The sequence below is a fragment of the Pseudomonas sp. NFACC13-1 genome, from assembly GCF_900104425.1.
Taxonomy (GTDB): domain Bacteria; phylum Pseudomonadota; class Gammaproteobacteria; order Pseudomonadales; family Pseudomonadaceae; genus Aquipseudomonas; species Aquipseudomonas fluorescens_AA.
In genome coordinates, this window is the sequence record NZ_FMXV01000002.1 from 314879 (window position 1) to 326860 (window position 11982).

Annotated in this window: 12 protein-coding genes and 1 pseudogene; 8 read left to right on the forward strand and 5 right to left on the reverse strand. The window is 60.5% G+C overall.

The genetic code is table 11. The features are described from left to right. The first annotated feature begins 57 nt into the window (after positions 1–57). Complete coding sequence (locus BLQ55_RS03830; RefSeq protein WP_092252469.1) at positions 58–1401, forward strand: OprD family porin; 1344 nt, start codon at positions 58–60, stop codon at positions 1399–1401. Between the two features lie 78 nt (positions 1402–1479). Here BLQ55_RS03830 and BLQ55_RS03835 read toward each other — a convergent pair whose 3' ends face one another. Next, complete coding sequence (locus BLQ55_RS03835; RefSeq protein ID WP_092197880.1) at positions 1480–1740, reverse strand: Lpp/OprI family alanine-zipper lipoprotein; 261 nt, start codon at positions 1738–1740, stop codon at positions 1480–1482. 277 nt (positions 1741–2017) lie between these two features. On the opposite strand from BLQ55_RS03835, the gene fnr reads away from it, so the two are divergent. Beyond that, positions 2018–2770: a fumarate/nitrate reduction transcriptional regulator Fnr gene (gene fnr / locus BLQ55_RS03840; RefSeq protein WP_092252471.1), complete on the forward strand. Its 753-nt coding sequence runs from the start codon at positions 2018–2020 to the stop codon at positions 2768–2770. Between the two features lie 378 nt (positions 2771–3148). Further along, the gene (locus BLQ55_RS03850; RefSeq protein WP_092252473.1) at positions 3149–3688 is read left to right on the forward strand and encodes an Hsp20/alpha crystallin family protein; all 540 of its coding nucleotides are present in this window, start codon (positions 3149–3151) and stop codon (positions 3686–3688) included. Between the two features lie 340 nt (positions 3689–4028). Here BLQ55_RS03850 and BLQ55_RS03855 read toward each other — a convergent pair whose 3' ends face one another. After that, complete coding sequence (locus BLQ55_RS03855) at positions 4029–6401, reverse strand: phosphoketolase family protein (protein ID WP_092252475.1); 2373 nt, start codon at positions 6399–6401, stop codon at positions 4029–4031. A gap of 161 nt (positions 6402–6562) precedes the next feature. Between BLQ55_RS03855 and BLQ55_RS32400 the strand changes: the two are divergent. Beyond that, positions 6563–6670 (forward strand): annotated as a pseudogene (locus BLQ55_RS32400) (alcohol dehydrogenase); the annotation flags it as partial. Between the two features lie 120 nt (positions 6671–6790). Further along, complete coding sequence (locus BLQ55_RS03860) at positions 6791–7354, forward strand: GNAT family N-acetyltransferase (protein ID WP_092197870.1); 564 nt, start codon at positions 6791–6793, stop codon at positions 7352–7354. Here BLQ55_RS03860 and BLQ55_RS03865 read toward each other — a convergent pair. Then, entirely contained in the window at positions 7332–7538 is a 207-nt protein-coding gene (locus BLQ55_RS03865; protein WP_092197868.1) for a hypothetical protein, read from the reverse strand. The genes BLQ55_RS03860 and BLQ55_RS03865 overlap by 23 nt on opposite strands. Before the next feature lie 258 nt (positions 7539–7796). On the opposite strand from BLQ55_RS03865, the gene BLQ55_RS03870 reads away from it, so the two are divergent. The 3 genes from BLQ55_RS03870 (at position 7797) to BLQ55_RS03885 (ending at position 9862) form a co-directional block, all read left to right on the forward strand. Then, positions 7797–8720 carry a universal stress protein gene (locus BLQ55_RS03870; RefSeq protein WP_092197866.1) on the forward strand — a complete coding sequence of 308 codons (924 nt, stop codon included), beginning with the start codon at positions 7797–7799 and terminating at the stop codon, positions 8718–8720. 258 nt (positions 8721–8978) lie between these two features. Beyond that, positions 8979–9413 carry a YeeE/YedE family protein gene (locus BLQ55_RS03880; protein WP_092252477.1) on the forward strand — a complete coding sequence of 145 codons (435 nt, stop codon included), beginning with the start codon at positions 8979–8981 and terminating at the stop codon, positions 9411–9413. Positions 9414–9415: 2 nt separating this feature from the next. Further along, complete coding sequence (locus BLQ55_RS03885; protein WP_092252479.1) at positions 9416–9862, forward strand: DUF6691 family protein; 447 nt, start codon at positions 9416–9418, stop codon at positions 9860–9862. A gap of 89 nt (positions 9863–9951) precedes the next feature. Here the strand turns inward: BLQ55_RS03885 and BLQ55_RS03890 are convergent, their stop codons facing one another. Together BLQ55_RS03890 and BLQ55_RS03895 are read right to left on the reverse strand one after the other, a co-directional pair. Beyond that, on the reverse strand, positions 9952–11319 hold the full coding sequence (locus tag BLQ55_RS03890; protein WP_092252481.1) for a sensor histidine kinase: 1368 nt from the start codon (positions 11317–11319) through the stop codon (positions 9952–9954). Next, positions 11316–11978 carry a response regulator gene (locus tag BLQ55_RS03895; protein WP_092197858.1) on the reverse strand — a complete coding sequence of 221 codons (663 nt, stop codon included), beginning with the start codon at positions 11976–11978 and terminating at the stop codon, positions 11316–11318. Before BLQ55_RS03895 ends, BLQ55_RS03890 begins: the two co-directional genes overlap by 4 nt. Positions 11979–11982 lie beyond the last annotated feature (4 nt).

Genomic DNA, 11982 nt, shown 5'->3' on the forward strand with positions numbered 1-11982 from the left:
TGCTGGCTACGGGTAGTACCGCCCCTTCGCCCGCCCAATTTCACATGGAAATGAAGCATGTTGCCTGCACCCCATCACTCAACCGCCGCCCTGAAGCCACTCTGGCTGCTTGCCCTGCTCACAGGCAGCGCCGCACCGGCGATGGCAGCGGAACTCGCGCAAAGCACACCCGGCTTTCTCGACGGGGCGACGCTGCAAGTCCTCAGCCGCAACTTCTACCTCAACAATGACTATCGCGCCCCGACCCCGGCAGGCAAAAGCTACAAACAGGAATGGGCCCAGGGCTTCATCGCCTCGTTCGAGTCCGGCTTCACCCCCGGCACGATCGGCGTAGGCATCGATGCCCACGGGTTCCTGGGGTTGAAACTGGACGGCGGCAAGGGGCATTCCGGAACGGGATTATTGCCGCTGGATGAGGATGGGCGAAGCGAGGAGCATTACTCCAGCGCGGGCGGCACGCTGAAATTCAACACCTCACGCACCACCCTGGCGGTCGGCGAAATGACCGTGCAGAGCCCGGTATTCGATACCGCAGACAAGCGCCTGCAACCCGAATACGCCAGCGGCCTGCTGCTCTCCAGCCGCGAATACAACGGGCTCGACCTGCAGGTGGGCCACTTCAGTGCGTTCAAGAATCAGGACGCCTCGACCAGCAAGGGTGATTTTTCCGGGTACGGCGCGACGACGCGCAGCAGCGCCATCGACTTCATCGGCGCCGACCTGTTTACCGGGCAAGCCCTGGGCGGCGCGCTCTACGCCTCCGAACTGAGCGATACCTGGCGCCAGTACTATGCCAACCTGCATGCCACCCTTGGCGAACTGTTCCTTGACGGCAACCTGTACCACACCCGCGACTACGGCAAGGCCAACGCCGGGGCCATCGACACCACGGCCTATAGCCTGAGTGGCAAGTACCGGCTCAACGCCCAGGCGTTCACCCTGGCCTATCAGAAAATCAACGGCGACACGCCCTTCGATTTCGTCGGCGGCGACTCCATCTACCTGGCCAACTCGATCAAATATGCCGACTTCAACGGCCCGGGCGAGCGCTCATGGCAAGCGCGCTACGACCTCGACCTGGACACCTTGGGCATCCCTGGCTTGAGTTTCATGGCCCGCTATGTGACTGGACGCGGGATCGACGGCAGCCATGCCCCCCAAGGCGGTGCCTACAACCCGTTCGATACCGACACCGGCACTTACAGTCCGCAACAAGGTGCTGGCGGACGCCATTGGGAGCGCGACCTGGACCTGCACTACATCGTGCAGTCAGGTCCGGCCAAGGACCTGTCGTTGCAACTGTCCCATGTCACCCATCGCGCCAACAGCGCCCAGGCCGGAGACGACATCGACCGGCTGTATATCGTCATAGAGTACCCGCTCAAGCTGGGGCCGTTCTGACCCTCGCACGTCAGGAAACCGAAGGTCGACGAACCCGCTCAGCGCCAGCCTCTTGCCCATGTTCCATACATCCGCGAATTACTTGCGCGAGGCCTTCTCGGTCATCCGAGTGGCACGTATGCTCGCCTCTTCGGCGGTACGTTGCGCCTGCTCGGCCATTATCTGCGCCTGCTCAGCCTTCCTGTAGGCCTCATCCGCCCTGAGCCTTGCCGTTGCGGCGTTATTTTCCGCCGATTCCAGTCGGGCCTCCACTTCCTGGGCAAGCTTATTGCTGCACCCGGCGGTGGTTGCCAGAAAAAAAATCATTAATACGACAGGCAAATATCTATTCAGGGCCATGGTTATTTCCTCGGTCTAGCGCTGCAGGAAAAACGTCTAACAACTGGCTTGAGTATCTGACACCCCCCCTTGCCCACTCTGATCTTTGTCAACTGTATGGCTCGTCCAACGCCGCACATGGGTTCACTTCGTCCTGTAGACCGATAGTGAAGGTATGCAACCCATCCATTGCGCCCCCACTGCGCCAATCGACAATCGGTATCGCTTTAGGCGACAAAAAACAGGAATGGACGAGTTGTTCTTCTATGCTTGCTCTCCTACTAAAGGAGTTTTCCCCATGGACGAGTCCGAACCCCGACTCCTGGGGGTGCATGCCCTCAAGACCCCTTGCTCGAACTGCAGCGTGCTTGAACTGTGCCTGCCCATTGGCCTGACGGGGGGTGAAGTCGAGCGCCTCGACAGGCTGATCACCCGGCAGGTGAAGGTCAAGAAAGGCGCAGCGCTGTATCGCACCGGCGACCCACTGCGCTCGCTGTATGCAGTGAGATTGGGCTTCTTCAAGACCAGCGTCCTTTCGGTAGACGGTCGCGAACAGGTCACTGGTTTCCAGATGCAAGGCGAAATGCTTGGCCTGGACGCTATCAGTACCGATCACTACGCCTGTAATGCCATTGCCCTGGAAGACAGCGAAGTCTGCCCGCTGCCTTTCAACCGCCTGGAAAAACTGGCCCACGACTTGCCGTCGTTGCAGCACAACCTGAACAAACTCCTGAGCCAGGAAATCGTGCGCGACCACAGCATGCTGTTGATGCTCGGCAACATGAACGCCGACGAACGCCTGGCGGCGTTTCTATTGAACCTATCCCAGCGGCTCAACATGCGAGGTTATTCCTCCAGGAAATTTGTGCTGCGCATGAGCCGCGAAGCCATCGGCTCCTACCTGGGCCTGCGCCTGGAGACCATCTGTCGGGGAATCGCCCACCTGCGCCAGGAGGAGCTGGTGGACATGCATGGGCGCAATGTCACGATTCTGGATTTGCCTGGTCTCAAGCAAAAATTCGCCGGTTGTCATCGTCATTCGGAACGGTGATACCTGCTCTGCATGACATCTGATCTACATCAATACCACTCAACGCCTCCAAGCCGAAATTAAGACTCAGCGTTCGAACCTTTGCATCGACGAAGGTTACCGAACCTCCCGTCTCATGGAGGCCTTGATCATGGCAACGCACCTGCAAGGTACAAAACCGGTCATCCCGACCGTCACACCTCACCCTTCGGCCGACAGCTTGCGAAAGGTCGAGGCCAGACGCCTGTCGCTGGGTTTGCCGATCGCTCGCTCAACGGGCCATGACGGGACGGGTCGTCAATGGTTTGGGCTGGAGCCTGCTGCTGGTGATCTGGGTGGCTCCGGTACCTGGTCATCAGGCCAAGTACCCGCCCGGACATCACCAAAGAGGAAAATCAAATGTCCAATTCAGTGAAAAAAATGCCGGTCAAAACCGAAGAAAACGCTCCGCATCCCGCCAAGGCTCAGCTCAGGCATCCATTTGAAAAGCTCCGCCAGCAGGTGGATCGCCTGTTCGATGACTTCAACCGGGGCACAGGGCTTTCGCCCTTCAGTCGCGGATTGTTCGATGTCGAACCCTTCTGGCGTAGCGAGTTCTTCACCAGCAGCCTGCCGGCCGTTGACATCAGTGAGAAGGAAGAGGGCTTTGAACTCACCGCCGAGTTGCCCGGCATGGATCAGAAAGACATCGAAATCCGTCTGGCCAACGGCAACCTGATCATCAAGGGGGAGAAAAAAGACACCAAGGAAGAAAAAAGAAAGGGTTATCACCTGTCCGAGCGCCATTATGGCTCCTTCGAACGCGTGTTCAACCTGCCAAAAAGCGTCGACAGCGACAAGATCGAAGCCCAGTTCAGCAAAGGCGTGCTGACGCTGACACTGCCTAAAAAACCGGAAGCACTGAAAGCGGAAAAGGTCGTGTCAATCAAGGCCGATTGATCGCTTTGAACCCTGCCCCTCGCCGGCCAACGACGAGGGGCTTTTCTTGCCTGTGCTTATTTCAGGCCGAATGCGTCGTTGAAGCTGCCAGCCCCATTGCCTGGCGGATGATCCGGTCATTCAGCTTCAAGCAGCGAAAGAATGTCCAGCGAGGTATCGAGGCGGTGACATGCAAGTGCACCCCACGGGCCGCCGCCAGGGCTGCGGTGTGATGCAGGGCGAATGACGTTGTGCCAGGTTGAGAATCAGCAACAGGCTGTGGGTACCGGCTCATGATGGATCTTCCAAGTCGGGCTCGAACGCCACGGCGCAACGTCGATGCCATGAGGCATGTTGGCCGTCATAGCGGCGTCGGCGTCCAGCGCCAATTCAAGACTTCGGGTATGTCCTGCCCATGCTCGATGAGGTACAGCTGGTGCTTTTCCATGGTTGCCCAGTAGCGATCCCGAGCGCTGTCCACCAGCGGCTGCAACCTTGGCACACGCTGGATGACATCGAGCGCCAGTTGGTAGCGGTCCAGGTGGTTGATGACCGCCATGTCGAACGGCGTAGTGGTGGCGCCCTCCCCCATGAAACCGCGGACATGAAAGTTATCGTGGCCGCGACGCTTGTAGACCAGCCGATGGATCAGCGACGGATAGCCGTGGAAGGCGAAAATCACTGGCTTGTCCACGGTAAACAACCCATCGAACTCGGCGTCCGGCAACCCGTGGGCATGCTGTTGCGGCGGTTGCAGGGCCATCAGGTCCACGACATTCACTACCCGCACGCGCAGGTCGGGTACGTATTCACGTAGCAGCGTGACAGCGGCCAAGGTTTCCAACGTCGGCACGTCACCGGCACAGGCCAGCACCACGTCCGGGTCTTCGTCGTTGTTGCAAGCAAAGGCCCAGCGGCCGATCCCGATCGAGCAATGCCGAATGGCCGAATCGATGTCCAGCCACTGCCATTCCGGCTGCTTGCCGGCCACGATCACATTGATGTAATCGCGACTCTTGAGGCAGTGATCGGCAACGGACAGCAGGCAATTGGCGTCTGCTGGCAGGTAGATGCGCACCACATCGGCGCTCTTGTTCGCCACCAGGTCGATGAACCCCGGGTCCTGGTGGGAAAAGCCATTGTGGTCCTGGCGCCAGACATGGGACGTGAGCAGGTAATTGAGCGAAGCAATCGACGCGCGCCACGGGATCTGGGCTGCGGTCTTGAGCCATTTGGCGTGCTGATTGAACATCGAATCGACGATATGGATGAATGCCTCATAGCAGGAAAATAGCCCATGTCGACCAGTCAGCAAATACCCCTCCAGCCAGCCTTCGCACACTTGCTCGCTGAGGATTTCCATCACCCGGCCATCGCATGCCAAGTTCGTATCGCTTGCCTCCAGGGCCGCCATCCAGGTTTTGCCACTGACCTCGTACACCGCATCAAGGCGATTGGAGGCGGTTTCATCGGGGCCGAACAGACGGAAATTGCCTGCCCGCAGGTTGTGCTTCATCACATCACGCACGAAACCACCCAATACCCGGGTAGCCTCTGCCTGCACGCTGCCGGGCGCGCAGAATTGCACGGCGTAATCGGTAAACCGTGGCAATTCCAGGGGTTTGAGGAGCACGCCACCATTGGCATGGGGATTGGCGCCCAAGCGCCGATGTCCCGTCGGGGCCAACGCGGCAATATCCGGCAACAACGCACCGTTGTCGTCGAACAATTCCCGCGGTCGGTAACTCTGGAGCCACTGTTCCAGTTGCGTCAAATGCATGGGCAGCTCGAAGTGGCTCAGCGGCACCTGGTGGGCCCGCCAGGTGCCCTCAACCTGCTGGCCATCGACGAATTTAGGACCGGTCCAACCCTTGGGCGTGCGCAGCACCAGCATCGGCCAGAGCTGGCGTTCCAGGGTACGTTCCGACGAATCCGTGCGGGCCATGCGCTGGATTTCGCGAATCTTGAGCAACATGCCGTCCAGGGTCCTGGCCAGCTGTTGGTGCACCGCTTGCGGATCGTCGCCTTCGACAAAATAAGGATCGTAGCCGTAGCCATACATCAGGGCCGACAGCTCGTCTTCACTGATGCGCGAAAGCAGCGTGGGGTTGGCGATCTTGAAACCGTTGAGATGAAGAATGGGCAGCACGGCCCCATCACGCCTGGGGTTGAGGAATTTGTTGGAGTGCCAGCTCGCCGCCAACGTGCCGGTTTCGGCCTCACCGTCGCCGATGACGCAAGCCACGATCAGGTCCGGGTTGTCGAACACTGCGCCATAGGCATGGGCCAGGGAATAACCCAACTCCCCACCTTCATGGATGGAGCCGGGAATCTGCGCAGAGACATGGCTGGATAAGCCATAAGGCCAGGAAAATTGCCGGAACAGGCGCAGCATTCCGTTTTCATTCTGCTCCACCGAGGGGTAACACTGGGTGAAGCTGCCCTCCAGGTAACTCTGGGCGACGATGGCGGGGCCGCCATGACCGGGGCCGGTGATCAGGATCATGTTCAAGTCACGGGCCTTGATCAGGTGATTGAGGTGCACGTAAATCAGGTTCAGCCCCGGCGTCGTACCCCAGTGGCCCAGCAATCGCGGCTTGACATGATCGCGTTGCAGCGGTTTGCGCAGCAACGGGTTGTCCTTGAGGTAGATCTGCCCCACAGCCAGGTAATTGGACGCACGCCAGTAGGCGTCAATGCCTTCCAGCTGGTCAGGGCTGAGAAAATCGCTCATCACGTCCTCCGCAAAAAACAGGATTGGCTGGTAGAGCCCGTGCCCTGGGCTGATTCCATTGGCGGGTCACTTGAACCGTTATTCATGCCTGATTCTGGAGCGCGGAAACAAAGGTGACTTGATTTACATCAGAACCAGGGACACTAAGTTCGTACCAGCCCTTGCAACTGGAAGAGCGCCCTCAACCGACGCCAGCTGCAGGGCATTGCTTGATCAAGATGCAAGCCAGCGGTGTGTGCCGTACCGACTTACATCTGTTCGACGGTGAAGACGACGGATACGCGGGCACTGATCCAGATCAGAATCGATCGCCATGGCGGGCGTAGAACTGTACCGAATGCATAGCTTTTTCTCGCACCGCACGCGTACATCCGAGAGAGGATCGCACCATGCTCACTGTCAAAGACCACAACGAACGCGCCGCTGCCCTGTATGCCAGCATCAGTGGCAAACACTGGATCCAGGCACTCAAGGACGGCCGGCATGTCTTGATCCGCCCGCTAAGGGAGCAGGATCGCCAGCGCGAATACGACTTCATCATGCGCCTGTCACCAGAGTCCCGGCACATGCGCTTTCTGGCGCAGATCAATGAGCCAGGCGCGGCGTTGCTCGATCATTTGATGGACGTCGACTGCAAGACACGCATGGCCTACATCGCCCTGGTCCATGACAACGGCGAGTTGATCGAGATCGGAGTCAGTCGCTATTGCGCGACCCAGGAACACGAATGCGAGTGCGCGGTGACGGTCGCCGACCCTTGGCAACACCTGGGGCTGGGGACGTTGCTGATGGAGCACCTGATCGACACCGCGCGTAAAAATGGCTACCGCCAGATGTACTCCGTCGATGCGGCCAGCAATGCCCCGATGCGGGATTTGGCCCATAGCCTGGGTTTTGAAACCCACAGCGATCCCGACGACACCCGGCAGGTCATTCACCGGCTCTACCTTTAGCTCCGGACGCTGCACGGGGCCTTGGTATGGCCTGCCCCAGCGCACCCACCGCCATCAGCATGACGGTGAGCGTGCACAGGTTGCGCAGGTTGATTGCGTCATAAGGCCCGAGGAATCGATCCGGCGCCAGCGGGAGCACGACCAGCGCGGCGGCGGCATTGGCGAAGGCCAGGGTTTCAGTCATGGTTACGGCTCTCTGGCACTGCCTGCGGTTGTCACTCAATCCAGAGGTCCGAGCCGGTTCTCGCTCCTGCCCTGAGGCGACTGATCATGTCCAAACATAGCGCGATTGCCGCGCCGTTGCCGCCTTCGGTGCAACGCGTTGAAGCGTGTTTGATGCAAATCAAGTTACCGGGTGCCATGACGCTCATGATCGATGACAGACACCACGCCGCGCGAAATGTCGCCCGGCGCCAACAGGTCCTTGCCCGGGAGGTTTGTCATGTCTACGCAATCACGCTTGATGCTGGTCGTCTCGTCACTGATGGAACACAGCCCGGCGTTCGACCGGGCCGCCGCACTGGCCAGGGCCGAAGGCGCGGCGCTGCATATTGTCGCGTTTGACTACCTCGAAGGCCTGGCCACGGCGGGCCTGGTCAACGAGCAAGCACTGGAGCAGATGCGCCTGGGCTACATCGAGCGCCATCGGCAGTGGCTGGAAGAACAGGCCAGGCCCCTGCGCAACCTCGGTATCGAGGTCACGACAGAAGTGACGTGGGTCGAGCGCCCCTTGCAGGAAATCCTGGTCCACCTCAAGGAAGCGCCTATGGAGGCGCTGATCAAGTCGGTGGACCCTGAGTCATGGTTTTCCCGACTGATGTTCACACCGCTGGACGTGCACCTGCTGCGCGAATGCGCAGTTCCACTGCACTTCGTCAACAAGGTCAACCACGCTCGTCCGCGCAAGATCATGGCCGCCATCGACCCGTTCCATCAGGACGGACACTACGAAAGCCTCAATGACCGTATCCTGAGCGAAGCCAACAAGCTGGCCACCCGCTGCGACGCGACGCTGGAAGTCATCTACGCCTATGACCTTTCGTCCATTACCGCCGCCGAATACGGTTTCGGCAACGGTTCGATGTTCTTCTCCTCGACCCTGGCCCGCCAGCTCTACGAATCCCAGGGCGCCGCCTTCGATGCATTGGCCGAACGTAATGGCATCGCTCCGGACCAGCGACGCATGATCATGGGTGACCCGGCCAAGGTGCTGGCGAGCTACGCCGCGTCCCGTGACATTGATGTCATCGTCATGGGGCGCGTGCGCTACGGCAGCCTGGACAAGCTGATCGGCAGTACCGTGGAAAGCCTGCTGTACAAAATGCCCTGCAGCCTGTGGGTGATTGCGCCGCAGCGAGTTGGCTGAGGCACAACTGCGCGCCAACGGTACACCAATCTGACCACGCAATCGGTGCTCGCCACGTCGCTGACCGTTATCGCTTTGGTTGCCCTGCCAGGGGTGCTGGCGAGCTCGGCGGGCGCCTGGTCGTTGCCAGGTTGCCGGAACCCATCTGCAAAGATGGCTTCGTCCTTGTGTCGACGCTGGTAGCGGCCGTGCTGCTGGTAAAAGCCCTGGGTTGAATCGCATAGTGGGATATCAACGATTGTGTACCGGAGAACGCTGATGAATCTTGACTGGCTCAACTTTACGCCTTGGTCATCCCTTGCCGGCGGTATGTTGATTGGCTTGGCGGCCAGCCTGTTCGTGGTCGCCAACGGCCGGATCGCCGGCATCAGTGGGCTGATCGGCAGCCTGCTGCAGCGTGGCAGCGAAGGGCTGGGCGAGAAGGCTCTGTTTCTTCTGGGCCTGCTCGTCGCGCCGCCATTATGGGGCGTGTTTGCCACCTTGCCGCCGATCGAGTTCCAGAACGGCGGGTTCGGCCTCACTGTCGCGGGCCTGTTGGTGGGGGTCGGCACTCGCTACGGTTCGGGCTGCACCAGTGGCCATGGCGTGTGCGGCCTGTCACGACTTTCACCGCGCTCGATGGTCGCCACGGCGTGTTTCATGCTCAGCGGTTTCGCCACGGTATTCGTCCTGCGTCACGTGATAGGGGTTTGAACATGCGCAAACTGACGGCATTCATCGCCGGCCTGCTCTTTGGCTTCGGGCTGCTCCTGGCAGGCATGGCCAACCCGAAAAAAGTATTGGGTTTCCTGGACCTGGCCGGCGCCTGGGACCCGTCCCTGGCGCTGGTGATGATCGGGGCGATTGGCACCGCCATCGTCCCCCTGGCCTGGGCGCGCCAACAGACTCAGTCGCTGCTGGGCAGCCCCATGCAGTTGCCGGTCAAGCGAGAACTGGACCCACGCCTGATCGGTGGCAGCCTGGTGTTTGGTATCGGCTGGGGCATCGCCGGCATCTGCCCCGGCCCCGCGGTGGCCATCCTGCTGACCGGACACTGGCAAGCCTTTGTCTTCATGCTGGCCATGTTGGCGGGCATGTTGGTGTTCAGCGCCCTGGAAAACCGCGCGGCCATTGATCGGGAGGCAGCACGGCCGACGAGATAGTCGCCTTTCTCGCCGGACAATCTACGACCGATGCGCCTGCTTGAAGCACCCTACGAGGCCGGCCACCGGTCATGGCACCGGGTAATCGCTTAGAAGCGCCCTATTTCCATGGTCGCGCACAGCCCACCCTCAGTACGATTCTCCAAGCGTATGTGCCCCCCCAGTTGATCCGCGATGGTGCGCACGATCGTCAGCCCCAACCCGGCGCCCTGGTCGTTGCCACGACTGTAGAAGCGTTCGAAGAGCCGCTCACGCTCGGCCTCGTCGATACCCGGCCCCTGGTCTTCGACGGACAGTTCGTAGTGATCGCCCTTCCTGGCCAGGCGTACGGTGATCGTGCCGTTGGCCGGCGAAAAATTGGCCGCATTGGTCACCAGGTTGTTCAAGGCGATGTCCATAGCCACCGGGTCGATTCGAACCGGACCGATGTCATCGCTGACATCCAGCACCGGCTCGAGCCCCTTGCTCAACAACCAAGGCGTCATTTGCACCAGGCTCGCCCGAACCGTGGTGGCCAGGTCGATGACCGCAGGCGTCGGAACGCCTGCCTGCGGTTCGAGCCGCGCCATGGTGAGCAATTGGTTGACCAGGCGCGTGGTGCGGTCGACCCCGGCAATCAGGTGTTCCAGGGACTCGCGACGGCTTTGCTCGCTCCCCGCCTCCATCAGGTTCTGTGCATGCACCCGCAGTACGGCCAAGGGCGTACGCATTTCATGGGCGGCGTCGGCGATGAAACGCCGCTCACGGCCCATCACCTCCTGGATCTGCGCCAAGACACGGTTGAGTGCCGCCTGCATGGGCTCAAGCTCCGTAGGGAGCGGCATCATTTGCAAGGGTTCCAGGGAGCCGGGATGCCTGGCGCGCAACTTCGCCGCCATATCGACCAGGGGCTTGAGCCCCCAGCCGATGGCCAGCCAGATCACTGCGGCAAGCACCACGCTACCTATCAGATTGGGCACAACGGTGTGACGAACAATGCGGTCGACCAGGTCGGCACGCACGTCGTCGCGCTCGCCCACCCAGATCTTCAAGCCGTATTGCGCGTCGTCCAGGACAAACGCCCGCCACTTACGGCTCTTCTGGTCCACGATGTCACTGAAACCGGGTGTGCCCGGCGGTGAGGTGAACGACGGTGCGCTGGAGGTATGAACCAGCACCGAACCTTGTGAGTTCCAGACCTGGAAAGCGATCTTGCTTTCATAGGGATGACCGTCGACTTTAGGCATCGCCTGCCCCAACGCCGAATTGAACGCCTGATACAGCTCGGCGTGTTCCTTGCTCGCCATCGGCATGCGCATCACACCCTGCAGCAGCCGGGCATTTTGCGCCAATTGGGCATCGTAGACCTCGGCGATTTCGTGGTTGCTGTCATGCAGGTTGAATACCGTGATGATCAACAGGCCAAGGAATAGCAAGCCGAGGATCAACGTGAGGGTACGCCGCCGGATCGAACTCATCGACGCTCCTCCACCAGGTAACCGACACCGCGAATGGTACGGATCAGGTCGGCGGAGAATTTCTTGCGCAGGTGATGGATGTGCACTTCCAGCGTGTTGCTCTCGGCCTCCTCGCTCCAGCCGTAGAGCAACTGCATCAAATGATCGCGAGTCATGACGCGGCCCGGCGGCGAGAGCAGTTCATGGAGCAGCTGATATTCCTTGGGCGTCAGGGCCACCGGCTTGCCCTGGTAACTGACTTGCTGGGTGCCGGGGTTCAGGCTGATGCCGGCGTGTTCGATCAACGCCTGGGCGCGGCCGGCGCTGCGGCGCAACAAGGCCCGTAGCCGGGCCTTGAGCTCCGCCAGGTCGAAGGGTTTGACCAGATAGTCGTCAGCCCCGGCGTCCAACCCGGCGATGCGATCCTCGGTGGCATCCCGGGCGGTGAGGATCAGCACCGGCAGGTTGGAACCACTGTCACGCAAGCGCCGCAACACCTGCAGGCCGTCCAAGCGTGGCAAGCCAAGGTCAAGCACCGCCAGGTCGAAAGTCTCACTGAGCAGCGAATGCAAGGCGCTGCTGCCGTCCTGCAACCAGTCGACGGTATAGCCTTCGCGACTCAGGGCCTGATGGATGCCCTCCCCCAAGGCCACATCATCCTCGATCAGTAATAAACGCACACGC